We start from the raw sequence: 16286 nt of genomic DNA, 5'->3' as shown, positions 1-16286 counted from the left end.
GCGGGGGCATATGCGGTTGAGGTCTGGAGGCGTGGCGGCTGTCGCTGCGCTGCTCATTGCGGCGTCCCAGCCTGCCGCGGCGCAGGATGTAGCGCTTGTCGCGCGTGAGGGACAGATCGTCATCACCGGCACGCTTTTGGCCTTTGATGGCGAGTTTTACCGCATCGATTCAGCCTATGGCGCTTTGACCGTTGATGCCCAAGGGGTGATCTGCGAGGGGCCAGCTTGCCCAGAGCTGACCGCGCCCAAGGCGGTGATCCGCATGGTCGGCGCCCCGGATGCGGGCGCGCGGTTGATGCCGGGGCTGGTTCAGGCCTTCGCGGCAAGCCGGGGCCTGCGCTACACGGTGGTCGAGGGCGAAGGTTATAGCGCTGAGTTGAGCGAAGCGGCGAGCGGTAAGCTGCTGGCCGAGATCAGTTTCCAGCCCTTGGGGCCGGATGAGGCTGAGGCGGCTTTGGCCGCAGGCAGTGCCGAATTGCTGCTGACGGCGCAGGGGCTAGGCGCGGTGAATGCGCGTGCTGTGGCTTTGGACGCATTGGTGCCGGTGATGGCGCCGGACAATCCCACGCCCGAGGTCTCGACCATCGAGCTGGCGGCGGCTTTGTCGGGGCAGGCGGTCAATTGGGCGCAGATGGGCGGGCCTGATATGCCGCTGGTGCTGCATGCTTTGCAGCCCGAAAGTGACCTTGGCCGCGCTTTGGAGGCGCGTCTGGGGCAGCCCATCGCGGCACAGGTGTTGCACGACGATATGGCGGCGCTGGCCGCGGCCGTGGCGAAAGACCCTTGGGCCTTGGCGGTCACGGGGCGGGCCGAAGCGGGACCGGCGCGGCTGCTGCCGTTGACCGACAGTTGCGGCTTTCCGCTACTGCCCGGTCCCATGGCGGTGAAGGCCGAGGATTATCCGCTGGCATTGCCCTTGTTCTTCGTGACGCCGAAGCGGCGATTGCCGCTTATGGCGCGGGAGTTCTTGGACTTTTTGGCCAGTGCTGCGGCGGATGAGGTGGTGGCCTCGGCCGGGTTCGTCAATCGCGCCACCGAGCGCGCGCCGATGACGCAAGACGGGTTGCGGCTGATCAATGCCATCCAAGGCGCGGGTGAGGATGTGAGCCTTGGTGATCTGAAGCGGCTGGTGGGGGTGATGGATGGGGCGGATCGGCTGTCGCTGACCTTCCGGTTCCAGGATGGCTCGACCCAGCTGACGGCGTCCAGCCAAGAGAATATCGCCGATCTGGCGCAGTTGATCGCCTCGGGCGGGTTTGCGGGTGAGGCGCTGGTGTTGGCCGGGTTCTCGGACGGATCGGGTGCGGCGGCGGCGAATTTGGCGCTGTCGGTGGAACGGGCGGCGCGGGTGGCGGATGCTTTGCGGGCGGCGGCACCGGATCTGCGTGAGGACCAGTTGCCGCGTATCGAGGGCTTTGGTGAGGCGCTGCCGATGGCTTGCGACGAGACGGCGGCGGGGCGGCATTTGAACCGCCGGGTGGAGCTGTGGTTGGTGCCGGATTTCGGCAAGCCTGACCCGGCATTGGTCGAGCCGCTTTAAAGATAGCCTTGCGATTTAAAGCTGATCTCGCGGGATTGGCCGATGATCAGATGGTCGTGCAGCACGATGCCAAGGGCGGTGGCGGCGTCTTGGACTTGGCAGGTCATCGAGATATCGGCATCCGAAGGGGTGGGGTCGCCCGAGGGGTGATTATGTACCAAAATCAACGCACTGGCATTCAGCTCTAGCGCCCGTTTCACAACCTCGCGCGGGTAGACCGGCACATGATCCACCGTGCCGCGGGCCTGTTCCTCATCCGCGATCAGCACGTTCTTGCGGTCAAGGTAGAGCACGCGAAACTGTTCGGTCTCGCGGTGCGCCATGGCGGTGTGGCAATAGTCCAAAAGCGCGTCCCAGCTGGAAAGCACGGGCTGGTTGATTACCCGGGCGCGCATCATCCGCTGGGCCGCTGCCTCAAGGATTTTAAGATCTTGCGCGGTCGCCTCTCCCACGCCTTTCACCATCATCAGCCGGGCAGACGCGGCGGTCACCACGCGGTTAAAGTCGCCAAAGGTTTCCAGCAAGAGCCGGGCGAGGGGCTTTACGTCTTGCCGGGGCAGGCTGCGGAAAAGGAGCAGTTCCAACAGCTCATAATCCGGCATGGCGGCGGCGCCGCCCGTGCTGAAGCGTTCGCGCAGGCGCTTGCGGTGATCGGCGATATAGCTGGGAAGCTTGCCGGGAATGGGATCGGCGGCAGCCTCATCCGGATCCCCGTTGAGGTTGAAAAGCGTGCGGCCGATGTCTGAAAATCCCCCGGTCATGCGGGGGATCATCGCGCAAAGCTGGTGAAGAAACGGTTAAAGAAAACCGAAAAATGTGAAGGAGGACGGGCATTGCTGCCCGCCCAATCAGCCCTTCATGCCGTCCCAGAAGCCTTTGACCTTGGCAAAGAAGGAGGAGCCTTCTGGGTTGTTCTCTTCGCTCAGCTTTTCGAACTCGGTCAGGAGCTCTTTTTGCCGCGCGGTCAGATTGACCGGGGTTTCCACCGCCAGTTCAATGACCATATCGCCGATGCCGCCACCGCGCAGCGCCGGGATGCCCTTGCCGCGCAAGCGCATTTGCTTGCCGGATTGGGCACCTGCGGGGACTTTCACCCGCGCGCGGCCGCCGTCGATCGTGGGCACTTCGACCTCGCCACCCAAGGCGGCGGCAGGCATCGAGATCGGCACGCGGCAGTAAAGATGCACGCCGTCGCGTTGGAAGATCGGGTGATCTTTGACCTCGATGAAGATGTAGAGGTCGCCCTGCGGACCGCCGCGCAAGCCTGCTTCGCCCTCACCGGCCAGCCGGATGCGGGTGCCGGTTTCCACGCCTGCAGGGATGTTGACCGAGAGCTGACGCTCTTTTTCCACCCGGCCAGCACCGTGGCAGACCTTGCAGGGGTTCTTGATGGTCTGGCCCATGCCCGAACAGGTGGGGCAGGTGCGTTCGACCGTGAAGAAGCCTTGCTGCGCGCGGACCTTGCCCATGCCCGAGCAGGTCGAGCAGGTGACGGGCTCTGCCCCGCCTTCGGCGCCGGTGCCGCGACAGGTGTCACAGGACTGGCTGGAGGGCACGGTGATGGTCTTTTGCGAGCCTTGGAACGCCTCTTCCAAGGTGACGCGGAGATTATAGCGCAGGTCTGAGCCGCGCTGCGCCCGTTGCCGGCCACCGCCGCCGCCGCCACGGCCCGAGAAATCGCCGAAGAGATCTTCGAAGACATCCGAGAAAGCCGAGGCGAAATCGCCTTGTTGGAAGCCGCCGCGTTGGCCGCCGCCGCCGCCCATGCCGTTTTCAAAGGCAGCATGGCCAAAGCGGTCATAGGCCGCTTTTTTCTGTTCATCCTTCAGGACGTCGTAAGCTTCGTTCACCTCTTTGAACATCGCTTCGGCCTGAGGATTGTCTGTATTCCGGTCAGGGTGCAGCTCTTTGGCCTTCTGGCGGTAAGCTTTCTTCAGCTCATCCGCAGAGGCGCCACGCTTGGCCCCGAGAATGTCGTAATAATCGCGCTTCGCCACAGCAAAACCCTTCGGTGCAACCAGAGAAGGGGCGGACCGTTGCCGGACCGCCCCTGTTCCGGATGAAGCGGATTACTTCCGCTTGTTTCCGCCAAGATCCTCGAAATCGGCGTCGACGATGTCATCGTCGTCACCCATCGGGCGGGGCTCATCGTCCTTGTCTTCGCCGTCGGCTTCGGCTTGGCTGGCCTTATAAATGGCCTCGCCCAGACGCATGGCGGCTTCGGACAGGTTCTGAATGGCGCCCTTGATCTTGCCGACGTCTTCGCCTTTCAGCGCATCTTCCAGCGGGCTCATCGCGAATTCGATCGCCTCGACGGTCGAGGGATCCACCTTGTCCGAGTGATCTTTCAAGGACTTCTTGGTCGAGTCGAGCAGGCTTTCGCCTTGGTTCTTGGTCTCGACCAGCTCGCGGCGGGCCTTGTCGGCGTCGGCATTGGCCTCGGCGTCCTTGACCATCTTCTCGATGTCCTCGTCCGACAGGCCACCCGAAGCTTGGATGGTGATCTGCTGGGCGCGGCCGGTGCCTTTGTCTTTGGCGTTGACCGAGACGATGCCGTTGGCGTCGATGTCGAAGGTCACCTCGATCTGAGGCACACCGCGCGGCGCCGGCGGGATTTGCTCAAGGTTGAACATGCCCAGCATCTTGTTGTCGGCGGCCATCTCACGCTCGCCTTGGAACACCCGGATCGTCACAGCGTTCTGGTTGTCCTCGGCGGTCGAGAAGACTTGGCTCTTCTTGGTCGGGATCGTGGTGTTGCGGTCGATCAGGCGGGTGAAGACACCGCCCAAGGTCTCGATGCCCAGCGAAAGCGGGGTCACGTCGAGCAGGACCACATCGGTCACGTCGCCTTGCAGAACGCCAGCCTGAACGGCGGCACCCATCGCAACAACCTCATCCGGGTTCACACCCTTATGCGGCTCTTTGCCGAAGAACTTGGTCACTTCTTCGATGACGCGCGGCATACGGGTCATACCGCCGACCAGAACGACTTCGTCGATCTCGTCTTTGGAGACGCCAGCGTCTTTCAACGCAGCCATGCACGGCTTCATCGAGCGCTTGATCAGGTCTTCGACCAGACCTTCCAGCTTGGCGCGGGTCAGCTTGGTCACCAAGTGCAGCGGCTGCCCGGTGTTCTTGTCCATCGAGATGAACGGCTGGTTGATCTCGGTCTGTTGGCTGGACGAGAGTTCGATCTTGGCTTTCTCAGCGGCTTCTTTCAGGCGCTGCAAAGCCATTTTGTCCAGCGTCAGGTCAACGCCATGCTCTTTCTTGAAGCCATCGGCCAAGAATTGAACGATGCGCATGTCGAAGTCTTCACCGCCGAGGAAGGTGTCCCCGTTGGTCGATTTCACTTCGAACAGACCGTCATCGATCTCAAGGATGGTGATATCGAAGGTACCGCCGCCAAGGTCATAGACCGCGATGGTTTTCGATTCTTTCTTGTCCAGACCGTAGGCCAAAGCGGCTGCGGTCGGCTCGTTGATGATGCGCAGCACTTCGAGGCCAGCGATTTTGCCGGCGTCTTTGGTGGCTTGGCGCTGAGCGTCGTTGAAATAGGCCGGAACCGTGATGACTGCCTGAGTGACGGATTCACCCAAGTAGCTTTCTGCGGTTTCTTTCATCTTTTGCAGGATGAAGGCCGAAACTTGGCTGGGCGAATATTTCTCGCCACGGGCTTCCACCCATGCATCGCCATTGCCGCCATCGACGATCGCGTAAGGAACAAGACCCTTGTCCTTTTCGACCTCGGGGCTGCCCATGCGGCGGCCAATCAGGCGTTTGACGGCGAAGACGGTGTTCGTCGGGTTGGTGACAGCTTGGCGCTTGGCGGGCTGACCGACCAGACGCTCATTCTCGGTGAAGCCGACGATCGAGGGCGTGGTGCGTGCCCCCTCGGAGTTCTCGATCACGCGGGGCTGCGAGCCGTCCATGATGGCGACGCAGGAGTTCGTGGTGCCGAGGTCGATACCGATGACTTTGGCCATATGTATATCCCTTTCTATCAGGCGATCTGCCGGTTTGGGCCCCGAAGTCTTAGGCACCCAAGCCGGGTATGGAGGCCTTTGGGGCGAACCCCATTGGCAGGACTTGGCGTATATAGGCAGGGGAAATTGCGCCTGCAACGGTTGGCGCGGCGCTTGGCCTGCAAATCTTGCAGTGAAGTGCGAAGAAGTTGCGAAAACCTGCCAAGACGGTCCGTGTTGGTCCGTCTTGGCCGTCCGTGTCAGTGCTGGTTCAGCGTGCAGCAGCCCCGGAGCACCGCATTGCCTGCTTGGCTGCTGTGGAAGATGCGGGTGGCAAAGCCGAAATCGCGGTCGGACATGCCGTCAGAGCAGTGCTCTTTGGTGATCATGATCTGGTAATAGGCTTGCTTCGTCGCATCGGTGACCGCATCCGAGGCGGTCAGGAAATAGCCCTGCGGGGCCACGGCCTGATGCGTGACGCTCAGCGCTTGCGGTGGGGTCTCGGGCGAGGACCATTCGGCGGTTTGCGGGCCAAGTTTAAGCGCCCAGAAAGGCTCGGTCCCGTAACAGGCGATCGGGTGCGGCAAGCCATGCGGGGCGGCGGGCACGGGGGTTAGGAAGCGCAAGGCGACCCAGCCGCTGGCCTCACCAGCCGAAACGCGGGCCCATTTGCCATCTTCGGACAGGCCAATTGCCTCCACGCCTTTGGCATCAGGGGCCAGGCTGCCCAAGATTGTGGCTTGCGCCGAAGGTTCGGCCCGGATGTTGAGCACATCCGACGCCGCAACGCCGCTGACATCAAACAGCGCCGGATATTCTTGTGCGGCGGCGGCAAAGCCGAGGCTGGAAAGGAGAAGCCCCGCCAAAGTGGCGCGGGCGCGGCGGTAAAAGGCGGGGAGCATTGCACGGGTCATTGTCGTTTCTGCCAACTCGCTGAGACATGTTTACGGGTGTAGAACTCGGCCATGAGACCAATCAGGATACAAACCAGCGCCACCTTGATCGGGTAATCAAGCGAGGTGTAGCGGGCGTTGTAATTGAGGAACATATAGCCTCGGGCCTGATCGATGGTGTGAAAGAGCGGGTTCCAATCAAAAAGTGATCGCCGGCTTGCCGGCAGCATCGAGGCCACGAACATCTTGCCGCTCGCGATCATATTGGCGCGTTGGTAGATGGTGGACAGGATGCTGACCACATCGGGTTGCCAAGGCTTGGCGGCGTAGAAGATCAGCCCGATTGCCGCGCCGGAGAACCATGACAGCAAGAGCATCGCGAGCGCCCCGGCGGGTTGGTAAATGGTGATCGGTGTCCAAAGCGTGTGGTAGATCAGCAAGATCACCGCCATTGCCAGCACCTGTTGGTAAAGCGCTGCCAAAGCCGCAGAGACCACCGCAATGACCGGGTTCATCGGCCGGTGCATCATCATCGGCGAGGTCGGGCCATCCGCGCCCGCCACGGCGCCAAGCGCCTTGGTATGGGTGAGGAACATGAAGACGCCCGACATCACATAGATCACGAAATCACCGCGGATCGGCGAATGGCGCAGGCCCATCACCCAGAAAATCACGATGAAGATGACCAAGGTCAGCGCGGCCTGTACCACGCTCATCACCAGCCCCTTCACCGCATTGCCGTGGCTTTTGCGTAAGTTGCGGATGGTGGCATGGTAGATCAGCTCACAGAGCTCAAAGGCGCTGCGGATGCGTGAGGGTCGTTTCGCTTCTGCCCGAAACATATGCTTTCCCTTGCCCCGCTTTGCCGCTGTGGAGCGGGAGATCTTGCGGTTCCCTTGACGGCGCAGGATAAGCGGCGCGGATCGGCAAAGCAACTGCTCGGGCAGGCCTGAAGCTTGTCCTTGCGCTGGCTCAGATCTTGGGGCTCGATACCGGTGCCCGATCTAGGAGAATGTCATGGACTTCAACCATCTCGTCCCCGTTATCCGCCAATTGGCCCTTGAGGCGGGGGCTAAGATCATGGAGGTCTATGCCGACCCGGATTTCGAGGTCAAAACCAAGGGCGATGCGAGCCCGGTGACCGAAGCCGATGAGGCGGCGGATGCGATCATCTCGGCAGGGTTGCGGGCGGCGTTCCCAGAGGTGGTGCTGATCACCGAAGAGCAAGCGGCCAGCCATGCTTTGACGGCCGAGACCTTCCTGATCGTTGACCCTTTGGACGGCACCAAGGAATTCGTGCAGCGTCGCGGTGATTTCACCGTGAACATCGCTTATGTCGAGAAGGGCGTGCCCTTGCGCGGCGTGGTCTATGCCCCGGCGAAAGAGCGGCTTTTCTACACATTGCCCGATGGCACTGCGGTTGAGGAAAGCTTGGTCGATGGCAGTGTCCGTCCGATCCGTGTGGCAACGCCGGACAATGCGGCGCTGATGGTGGTGGCGTCTAAGTCGCACCGCGATCAGGCGACCAATGATTACATCGAGAAATATCAGGTGAAAGATTCCCGCTCCGCCGGGTCGAGCCTGAAGTTCTGCTTGGTGGCGACCGGTGAGGCGGATCTTTACCCGCGTCTGGGGCGTACGATGGAATGGGACACCGCGGCCGGTGATGCAGTCTTGCGCGGGGCCGGTGGGCAGGTGGTGCGGATGGATGACCATTCCCCCTTGGCCTATGGCAAGCCCGGCTGGGACAATCCTTTCTTCATCGCGCTGGCTCCGGGGGTGGTGCTGAAATGAAGACGCTGATCGCCATTCCGGCCCGCTATGCGAGCACCCGCTACCCCGGTAAGCCCTTGGTTTCTTTGGTGGGGCCCGATGGTGCCAAAACGCTGATCCAGCGCAGCTGGGAGGCGGCAATGGCGGTGCAGGGCATCGACCGGGTTGTCGTGGCCACGGATGACGCGCGCATCGCGGATCATGCGGCGGGTTTTGGTGCCGAGGTGGTGATGACCTCCTCGGAGGCGCGCAATGGCACCGAGCGCTGCGCCGAAGTGGCGGCGCAGCTGCCCGGCTATGATGTGATTGTGAACCTGCAAGGCGATGCGCCTTTGACCCCGGCCTGGTTCATCGCCGATCTTTTGCGCGGTCTTGCCGCCGATCCCGGTGCCGAGATCGCCACGCCGGTTCTGCGTTGCGATGGCCGCGCGGTCTCGGGCTTTTTGGCCGATCGGCGGGCAGGCCGGGTGGGCGGCACCACAGCGATTTTCGACCAGAACCGGCGCGGCCTGTATTTCTCGAAAGAGGTCATCCCCTATACCGGGCGGGAATACGCCGATGATGAGCCGACGCCGATTTTCCACCATGTCGGGGTTTATGCTTACCGTCCTGCGGCGCTGGTCCAATATCCGTCTTGGCCGATTGGCCCGCTGGAAACCCTTGAAGGGTTAGAACAGTTGCGGTTCTTGGAAAATGGCCGCCCGGTGCTTTGCGTTGAGGTTGAAGCAAAAGGCAGGCAATTCTGGGAGCTTAACAATCCGTCGGATGTTGCCGTGATTGAAGAGATGTTGCGCGCTTTGCCAGCGCAGTTGTAAAACTCAATCGTGACAAGTTGAAATAAACATTCCCCTGCCGCGACAATTGTAATGGTGATATGGCTGCGGCACCTGCCGTTGGCTTATAAAAACTGCAACATCGGCATTGGCCTGCGTAAACAAGTGAACACCACAGCAAAGCTCTGTGGCATAATGGGACATATAGACGATGAAAGCCAAGAAGGTCTCCAAGGCGGTATTCCCGGTCGCCGGTATGGGCACCCGATTCCTGCCAGCCACCAAGTCGATCCCGAAAGAGATCATGACGCTGGTCGATCGCCCCTTGATCCAATACGCGATCGATGAGGCGCGCGCGGCGGGCATTAAGGAGTTCATCTTTGTCACCAGCCGCGGCAAATCGGCGTTGGAAGATTACTTCGACCACGCGCCCGAGCTGGAGTCCGAGCTGCGTAAAAAGGGCAAGACCGAGCTGCTTGAGGCGCTGAAAGAGACCAATATGGACAGCGGCGCCATTGCTTATGTTCGGCAAAACCGTCCGATGGGTCTGGGTCATGCGGTCTGGTGCGCCCGTCGTCTGATCGGCGATGAGCCTTTTGCCGTGCTTTTGCCCGATGATGTGATCGCGGCGGAAAAGCCCTGCCTGCAACAGATGGTCGAGGCCTATGCCGAGACCGGTGGCTGCATGGTCGCTGCGATGGAAGTGCCGCAAGAAAAAGCCAGCAGCTACGGTGTGTTGGACATTGGCACCGACAATGGCTCGATCGTGCGGGTGAAGGGCATGGTGGAGAAGCCGAAGGCCGAGGATGCGCCCTCGAACCTTGCGGTGATCGGACGCTATATCCTGACGCCAGAGGTTTTGAACAACCTCAACCGGATCAAGCAGGGGGCGGGTGGTGAGATCCAGCTGACCGATGCCATTGCCGAAGAGGTGGGCGGCACGCAGGGGGTTTACGGCTACCGCTTCCGCGGCCAGCGCTACGATTGCGGCTCAAAAGCTGGCTTCTTGCAAGCCACCGTGGCCTTTGGTCTGTCGCGCCCCGATCTGCGCGATGAATTTGGCGAATATCTGAACGATATGATGGTTCAGCGCCAGGCGGCGCAATAAGCGCATGGGGGCAAGCCCGCCCCAAGACCATCGTAAAACAGAGCTGCCGCCCCTGAAGAGGGGGGCGGTGGCGCTCTGGCAGCGGCTGCGGTGGAAGCTGCGGCTGCGCTTGCAGCGGCAGATGCTGCTGGCCCGGGCGATCCGTAAGCGGCGCGAGCTGCGGCTTATCAGCGATCGCAGGGCTTCGATCCGGAAAACCGACAGTCTCGCCGTCATCTGCCTGCGCAATGAGGCTGTGCGCTTGCCGCATTTCCTAAGCCATTACCGCAAGCTGGGGGTGGGGCATTTTCTGGTCATCGACAATGCCAGCACGGATGGCAGTGCTGCGCTTTTGGCGGCGGAGCCGGATGTCTCGGTCTGGCGGACCGAAGCCAGTTACCGCTCGGCGCGCTTTGGCCTTGATTGGACCAACTGGCTTTTGCTGCGTTACGGCCATGGCCATTGGTGTCTGACGGTCGATGCCGATGAGTTGCTGGTCTATCCGAACTGTGAAACGCGCCCTTTGCCTGCGCTGACCAAGTGGCTGGAGAGCACCGGCCAAGTGGCGATGCCGGCGATGATGCTGGAGCTTTACCCCGAGGGGCCATTGGGGGCGGAAGATTACCGCGCGGGCGAGGATCCTTTGACCGTGCTGCCGTGGTTCGATGCGGGCAATTACAGCGTGATCCGCCAGCCCAAGCTGGACAACCTTTGGATCCAAGGTGGGCCACGCGCACGGGTCTTCTTTGCCAATGACCCGCGCCGCGCGCCGACGCTGAACAAGCTGCCCTTGGTCAAATGGCATTGGCGCTATGCCTATTTGAACTCGACCCATACTGCGCTGCCGGCCACGTTGAACCATGTTTATGCCACAGCGGGCGGCGCGACGACCTCGGGCGTGCTCTTGCACACGAAGTTTCTGCCGCAAATTTTAGAGAAATCCGCTGAAGAAAAAGAGCGGCGTGAGCATTTTGCCGATCCGCGACGCTTTGGCAGCTATTACGATGGCTTGATCGAAGCGCCGGTGCTTTTTTGCGAGCGCTCAACGCGCTATACTGGCTGGCGACAACTTGAGGCGCTGGGCCTGCTCTCGCGCGGGGGATGGCTGTGATCTGGGCGATGGGGCAGGCGGTGAAGCGACAGGCGGCCGATAGGGCAAAGTCAGATCGGCACGCTAAGGCGGCGCCAATGCAGCAGGCTTGTCTGACGGGCGCTGCCAGCTTGGTCGCGCCGTTCACTGCTGCGGGAATGCGCGTTTGAGCTGGCTCACCTCATATCAATTGCGGGCCAAGCGGCAGCGGCTGTTGGTGCGATCCTTGCTGCACCGACGTGAGCTGAAGCCCGTGGTCAAACGCATCGGCGCCTTGCAGGGCGATCCGATCTTGCTGTTCTGTTGCCTGCGTAATGAAAAGGTGCGGCTGCCTTATTTCTTGAAATATTACCGAGACTTGGGCGTTGATCACTTTCTGATCGTCGACAATGACAGTGACGATGGCAGCCGCGAATATTTGGCCGATCAGCCCGATGTCTCGCTGTGGTCGGCGCATGCCAGCTATAAAAAGTCCCGCTTCGGCATGGATTGGATAACGCATCTGCTGCGCAACTACGGCCACGGTCGCTGGTGTCTGACCGTCGATGTTGACGAGTTTCTGATCTATCCTTTTTGCGAAACCCGGCCGCTGCGCGCACTGACCGATTGGTTAGATGCCAGCCAGATCCGCACGTTCTCGGCGATGCTGTTGGACATGTATCCCAAGGGCGCGCTGAACGAGCAACCCTATCGCGAGGGGCAAGACCCTTTCGAGATTGCGCAGTGGTTCGACAGTGGCAATTACGCGATCTCGCGCAATTGGACCTATGGCAATCTCTGGATCCAAGGCGGGCCGCGCATGCGCGCTTTTTTCAGAGATGCGCCGAAACGTGCGCCCGCGTTGAACAAAATCCCCTTGGTGAAGTGGCATCGCAGCTACACCTATGTCAGCTCAACCCATATGCTTTTGCCGCGTGGGCTGAACTTGGCCTTTGATGCTTGGGGGGGCGAGAAAGCCTCGGGCTGTCTTCTGCACGCCAAATTCCTTGATACTTTCGCATTGAAGGCCGAGGAAGAGATGGCGCGGGGCGAGCATTATGCCAACAGCCGTGAGTATCGCGCCTATCAACAGGCGTTGAAGGATCAGCCCGATTTATGGTGCAAATGGTCCGAGAAATATATCAACTGGCGCCAGCTTGAGATTTTGGGGCTGATGTCCAAGGGGAACTGGGCATGACGCTGGGTTTTGTCATGTTGTGCCACACCGCGCTGGACCGCGCGGCTGAGGTGGCGCGCTATTGGGCCAGCCGGGATTGCCCGGTGGTGGTCCATGTCGACAAGCGCACCTCTGGCAGTCAAGTGGCGCAGATGCAGAGCGATCTGGCCGATCTGGACAATGTGCGATTTTCCACTCGGCACGCCTGCGAATGGGGCACTTGGGGGATTGTGGCGGCGACGCAAGCGGCGGCAAGCCTGATGCTGCGCGAGTTTCCGCAGGTTCGGCATGTCTATCTCGCCTCGGGTTCGTGCCTGCCTCTACGCCCGGTTGAGGAAATGCGCGCCTATCTCGACGACCGCCCGCGCACCGATTTCATCGAAAGCGTCACCACGGCCGATGTCGGCTGGACCATGGGCGGGCTGGACTATGAGCGGTTCACTTTGCGCTTCCCCTTCTCATGGCGCAAACACCGCTGGCTTTTCGACAACTACGTTGAGTTGCAGCGCAAGTTTCGTATCCGTCGCGCCATCCCGGCGGGGATCGTGCCGCATCTGGGCAGCCAATGGTGGTGTCTGACGCGCCAGACACTCTCGGCGATCCTTGAGGGGCCGGATCGCGCGGATCACGACCGTTATTTCCGCAAGGTTTGGATCCCGGATGAAAGCTATTTTCAGACCTTGGTCCGGCAGGTCTCGACCAATGTGGAAAGCCGTTCGCTGACGCTGTCGAAATTCGATTTCCAAGGCAAACCGCATATTTTCTACGATGATCATCTGCAGCTTTTGAAGCGGTCTGACTGCTTCGTGGCGCGCAAGATCTGGCCGCGGGCCGAGAAGCTTTACGCCAGCTTCCTGTCGCCCACCGCCGGGGATGAGCCGCGGGCCGAGCCCAATCCCGGTAAGATCGACCGGCTTTTCGCCAAAGCGGTGGAGCGGCGCACCACGGGGCGCGCGGGGCTTTACATGCAGTCGCGCTTTCCCAATGGCGAATGGGCGCAAGGCCGCACGGCCGCGCCCTATTCGGTTTTCGAAGGCTTTGCAGATGTCTTTGAGAATTTCGAGACTTGGCTCTCGAAGGTCTCGGGCAGCCGGGTGCACGGCCATCTTTTCTCGCCCGAGCGGGTGGAGTTTGCGGGGGGCGTCTCGGTCTATAATGGCGCTATGTCCGACAGCGCGGCTTTGCGCGATTATAACCCGCGCAGTTTCCTTACGAACCTGATCTGGAACACGCGCGGTGAGCGGCAGTGCTTCCAATTCGGGCCCAGCGACAATCAGAAGATTGCGGGGTTCATCGCCGCAGATCCCAATGCGCAGATCTCGGTGATCTCGGGCGCTTTTGCGGTGCCCTTGTTCCAATCCAATCGCAATTTCAGTGAGATCAGGGCCGAGGCGGCGCGGTTGCAGCGCATTGAATCGGACCTTTTGGCCGAGCTGCGCGGCCCCCATGTGAAGGCCAAGGTGCGGATCTGGACGCTGGCCGAGTTCATCGAATCCCCGATGGAGCCATTACAGTCGATCGTCGATGAGATCAGCCCGCGCAGCCTGCGCCGCTTGGCCGAGGTGCCTCGAATGGTGGACCTGACCGGCTTTGGCCAGTTCCTGCAAAACCTGCGCAATCAGGGCATGCAGCCGGTCTTGATGGGCGATTTCCCCGCTGGGCAGGACTATCCCAATGCCGCTGGCCGCCGCCCGCGCCCCTATCTGGTGAAATGATGGCGCGGTTCACCTCTTTCGTGCTTTTCGCAGAGATGCGGACTGGGTCGAATTTTCTTGAGGCCAATCTGAACGCCTTGCCGGGGCTGAGCTGCCTTGGTGAAGTGTTCAACCCGCATTTCATCGGCAAAAAAGATCAGACCGAGATGTTCGGGGTCGATCTGGCAGCGCGGGAGCGGGATCCTTTCGCGCTGCTCGCGGCTTTACGGGCCAAGACCGAAGGCATGGCGGGGTTTCGTTATTTCCACGACCATGACGCGCGGGTGCTGCCGGCGCTTTTGGATGACCCGGCCTGTGCCAAAATCATCCTGACGCGCAATCCGGTCGACAGCTATGTCAGCTGGAAGATCGCGCAGGCCACGGGGCAGTGGAAGCTGACCAATGCCAAGAACCTGAAGACCGCGCAGGCCGATTTCGATGCGGCGGAGTTTCGCGCCCATCTTGAGGCTTTGCAGGGCTTTCAACTGCAACTGATGCATGGGCTGCAAACGCGCGGGCAGACAGCCTTCTACATCGATTACGACGACATTCAGGATGTCGCAGTGCTGAACGGTCTGGCCGCTTGGCTGGGGCTGGAGGCGCGGCTTGAGGGGCTGGACGACAAGCTGAAGAAGCAAAACCCCGAGGAGATTGGCGAGAAGGTCACCAATCTGCCCGAAATGGAGGCGGCTTTGGCGCGGCTTGACCGCTTCAACCTGAACCGGACGCCGAATTTTGAGCCGCGCCGCCCGCCGGCGATCCCGTCTTTTGTGGCGGCGGGGGGGCTCTTGTTCCAGCCAATCCGCTCGGGGCCTGAAGCGCAGGTGAAGGCTTGGCTTTTGGCGCATGGGCCGCTTGAGGGCGATTTCGTGCAGAAATCCTTGCGGCAATGGAAGCGCGCCCATCCCGGCCATCGCAGCTTCACCGTGATCCGCCATCCTTTGCTGCGGGCGCATCAGGCATTCTTGAGCCAGATCGTCAGCGGTAAACTCTCTGAGCATCGCCAAGCGCTGATCCGAGGGCAGGGGGCTGATCTTCCGCCGCCCGGTAAGCCTTTTGCCGATCTGGACCAACACCGCGCGGCTTTCGCGGCTTTCTTGCGCTATGCCAAGCTCTCGGTCGCGGGACAGATGGGGCAAAGGGTCTCGCCGCATTGGGCCAGCCAATCGGCGGTGCTGCAAGGCTTTGCCGGGTTCCAGACGCCTGATCTGGTGCTGCGTGAGGATCAACTGGCCGAGGGGCTGGCCTTTGCCGCCGCAGAGGCGGGCCTGACGGCTCTTGCCCCACCCGCTGCGGATCGGGCAGCCCATGATGCGCTGGCGGCGATCTGGCTGCCCGATTTGGAAGAGGCGGCCCGCGAGGCCTATCCGCGTGATTACATGGGCTTTGGCTTTGGCCCCTGGCGGGATGCGCGGTGATGCGGCAAATCGCGCGCCGTTGGTTCAGGCTTGCGATTTTACTGGTGGCGATGGGGCTTGTTCTCTCTGACGGTGAACGCGCGCAAGCGCAGGGCGCGCGGGAACAGCTGGACGCGCGGCTTTTGCGCTTAGAGGCCGAGCTGGACGCGCGGATCGGCGTGCAGATCCTTGACACAGGTTCGGGCTGGCGCTGGGGGCATCGGCAGGATGAGCGCTTTTTGATGGCCAGCACCTTCAAGGCGCTTCTCTGTGGCGCGGTGCTGCAAGCGGTGGATCGCGACAAGGTCTCGCTGAACGAAAAACTGCCGATAGGGGCCGAGGATATCGCCAGCCATGCCCCGGTGACCGAGCGTTATATCGGTGGGCAGCTCAGCATCGCGCAGCTTTGCCATGCCACTTTGGACCAAAGCGACAATACCGCCGCCAATCTGCTGATTGATCGGCTGGGCGGCCCGCAGGCGGTGACGCAGTTTCTGCGCAGCATCGGCGATGAGGTGACGCGGCTCGACCGCAAAGAGCCTGAGCTTAATCAGTTTGTCCCCGGCGATCCGCGCGACACCACCAGCCCGGCGGCGGTGGTCGGATCGTGGCAGGCGATGCTTTTGGGCGACGCCTTGAGCGAAATCGGCAAGGCGCAGCTGCGCGACTGGCTTTCAACCGGCGGGGTGACGGGAAAGTTGCTGCGGCCTTCGGTGCCCTCAGGCTGGCAGGTCGCGGATCGCTCGGGCGGTGGGCGGACGCATACGCGCAATATCGTGGCGATGCTGACACCGCCCGAGCGTGCGCCGATTTTTGTGGCGATCTTTGTTTCGGACACGCCGGCGAATTGGAGCCGTCGCAATGCCGCAGTCGTAGAGATCGGGGCCGCCGTTATGGCCCTGATCCAAGGTCACTAAG

14 protein-coding genes are annotated in these 16286 nt (G+C 61.5%); 9 read left to right on the top strand and 5 right to left on the bottom strand.

The window, feature by feature from the left end; all coding sequences use genetic code 11:
- Nucleotides 1-31 precede the first annotated feature (31 nt).
- The gene (locus tag Q9295_RS01890) at nucleotides 32-1540 is read left to right on the top strand and encodes a phosphate ABC transporter substrate-binding/OmpA family protein (protein ID WP_306678805.1); all 1509 of its coding nucleotides are present in this window, start codon (nucleotides 32-34) and stop codon (nucleotides 1538-1540) included.
- Here the strand turns inward: Q9295_RS01890 and radC are convergent.
- The 5 genes from radC to Q9295_RS01865 form a co-directional block, all read right to left on the bottom strand.
- Nucleotides 1537-2301, bottom strand: a complete 765-nt coding sequence (gene radC / locus Q9295_RS01885; protein WP_306678804.1) for a RadC family protein — start codon at nucleotides 2299-2301, stop codon at nucleotides 1537-1539. The two genes, Q9295_RS01890 and radC, sit on opposite strands and share 4 nt — an antisense overlap.
- Nucleotides 2302-2388: 87 nt before the next feature.
- Nucleotides 2389-3537: a molecular chaperone DnaJ gene (gene dnaJ / locus Q9295_RS01880; protein WP_306678803.1), complete on the bottom strand. Its 1149-nt coding sequence runs from the start codon at nucleotides 3535-3537 to the stop codon at nucleotides 2389-2391.
- A 72-nt stretch (nucleotides 3538-3609) separates the two neighbouring features.
- Nucleotides 3610-5526, bottom strand: coding sequence for a molecular chaperone DnaK (gene dnaK / locus Q9295_RS01875; protein WP_306678802.1), 1917 nt, complete (start codon nucleotides 5524-5526; stop codon nucleotides 3610-3612).
- A gap of 239 nt (nucleotides 5527-5765) precedes the next feature.
- Nucleotides 5766-6407, bottom strand: a complete 642-nt coding sequence (locus tag Q9295_RS01870) for a COG3650 family protein (RefSeq protein WP_306678801.1) — start codon at nucleotides 6405-6407, stop codon at nucleotides 5766-5768.
- 8 nt (nucleotides 6408-6415) lie between these two features.
- Entirely contained in the window at nucleotides 6416-7240 is an 825-nt protein-coding gene (locus Q9295_RS01865) for an ABC transporter permease (protein ID WP_306678800.1), read from the bottom strand.
- Between the two features lie 175 nt (nucleotides 7241-7415).
- Between Q9295_RS01865 and cysQ the strand changes: the two genes are divergently transcribed.
- The 8 genes from cysQ to bla all read left to right on the top strand — a co-directional run bounded on the left by cysQ (nucleotide 7416) and on the right by bla (nucleotide 16285).
- Entirely contained in the window at nucleotides 7416-8192 is a 777-nt protein-coding gene (gene cysQ / locus Q9295_RS01860) for a 3'(2'),5'-bisphosphate nucleotidase CysQ (RefSeq protein WP_306678799.1), read from the top strand.
- Complete coding sequence (locus Q9295_RS01855) at nucleotides 8189-8986, top strand: 3-deoxy-manno-octulosonate cytidylyltransferase (protein WP_306678798.1); 798 nt, start codon at nucleotides 8189-8191, stop codon at nucleotides 8984-8986. Before cysQ ends, Q9295_RS01855 begins: the two co-directional genes overlap by 4 nt.
- 169 nt (nucleotides 8987-9155) lie before the next feature.
- Complete coding sequence (galU, locus tag Q9295_RS01850; RefSeq protein WP_306678797.1) at nucleotides 9156-10052, top strand: UTP--glucose-1-phosphate uridylyltransferase GalU; 897 nt, start codon at nucleotides 9156-9158, stop codon at nucleotides 10050-10052.
- 67 nt (nucleotides 10053-10119) lie between these two features.
- Complete coding sequence (locus Q9295_RS01845) at nucleotides 10120-11142, top strand: glycosyltransferase family 2 protein (RefSeq protein WP_306678796.1); 1023 nt, start codon at nucleotides 10120-10122, stop codon at nucleotides 11140-11142.
- 145 nt (nucleotides 11143-11287) lie between these two features.
- Nucleotides 11288-12298 (top strand): glycosyltransferase family 2 protein, encoded by a 1011-nt coding sequence (locus Q9295_RS01840; RefSeq protein ID WP_306678795.1) that lies wholly within the window; start codon nucleotides 11288-11290, stop codon nucleotides 12296-12298.
- Nucleotides 12295-13992 carry a DUF5927 domain-containing protein gene (locus Q9295_RS01835; protein ID WP_306678794.1) on the top strand — a complete coding sequence of 566 codons (1698 nt, stop codon included), beginning with the start codon at nucleotides 12295-12297 and terminating at the stop codon, nucleotides 13990-13992. Before Q9295_RS01840 ends, Q9295_RS01835 begins: the two co-directional genes overlap by 4 nt.
- Nucleotides 13992-15389, top strand: coding sequence for a nodulation protein NodH (locus Q9295_RS01830; protein ID WP_306678793.1), 1398 nt, complete (start codon nucleotides 13992-13994; stop codon nucleotides 15387-15389). The genes Q9295_RS01835 and Q9295_RS01830 overlap by 1 nt, the downstream gene beginning before the upstream one ends.
- Entirely contained in the window at nucleotides 15389-16285 is an 897-nt protein-coding gene (gene bla, locus Q9295_RS01825) for a class A beta-lactamase (RefSeq protein WP_306678792.1), read from the top strand. Before Q9295_RS01830 ends, bla begins: the two co-directional genes overlap by 1 nt.
- The last annotated feature ends 1 nt before the right edge of the window (nucleotide 16286 follow it).

The sequence above is a fragment of the Pseudogemmobacter lacusdianii genome, assembly GCF_030848395.1.
GTDB classification, from domain to species: domain Bacteria; phylum Pseudomonadota; class Alphaproteobacteria; order Rhodobacterales; family Rhodobacteraceae; genus Pseudogemmobacter; species Pseudogemmobacter lacusdianii.
The sequence above is the reverse complement of the archived record's forward strand: the minus strand, read 5'-3'. Positions and strand labels throughout refer to the sequence as shown.

What these genes read in the sequence shown, in the direction of transcription:
- radC (WP_306678804.1), bottom strand. Translation starts at nt 2,301, where the DNA reads ATGACCGGGGGATTTTCAGACATCGGCCGCACGCTTTTCAACCTCAAC.
- bla (WP_306678792.1), top strand. Translation starts at nt 15,389, where the DNA reads ATGCGGCAAATCGCGCGCCGTTGGTTCAGGCTTGCGATTTTACTGGTG.
- Q9295_RS01870 (WP_306678801.1), bottom strand. Translation starts at nt 6,407, where the DNA reads ATGCTCCCCGCCTTTTACCGCCGCGCCCGCGCCACTTTGGCGGGGCTT.
- galU (WP_306678797.1), top strand. Translation starts at nt 9,156, where the DNA reads ATGAAAGCCAAGAAGGTCTCCAAGGCGGTATTCCCGGTCGCCGGTATG.
- dnaK (WP_306678802.1), bottom strand. Translation starts at nt 5,526, where the DNA reads ATGGCCAAAGTCATCGGTATCGACCTCGGCACCACGAACTCCTGCGTC.
- Q9295_RS01830 (WP_306678793.1), top strand. Translation starts at nt 13,992, where the DNA reads ATGGCGCGGTTCACCTCTTTCGTGCTTTTCGCAGAGATGCGGACTGGG.
- cysQ (WP_306678799.1), top strand. Translation starts at nt 7,416, where the DNA reads ATGGACTTCAACCATCTCGTCCCCGTTATCCGCCAATTGGCCCTTGAG.
- Q9295_RS01865 (WP_306678800.1), bottom strand. Translation starts at nt 7,240, where the DNA reads ATGTTTCGGGCAGAAGCGAAACGACCCTCACGCATCCGCAGCGCCTTT.
- Q9295_RS01835 (WP_306678794.1), top strand. Translation starts at nt 12,295, where the DNA reads ATGACGCTGGGTTTTGTCATGTTGTGCCACACCGCGCTGGACCGCGCG.
- Q9295_RS01855 (WP_306678798.1), top strand. Translation starts at nt 8,189, where the DNA reads ATGAAGACGCTGATCGCCATTCCGGCCCGCTATGCGAGCACCCGCTAC.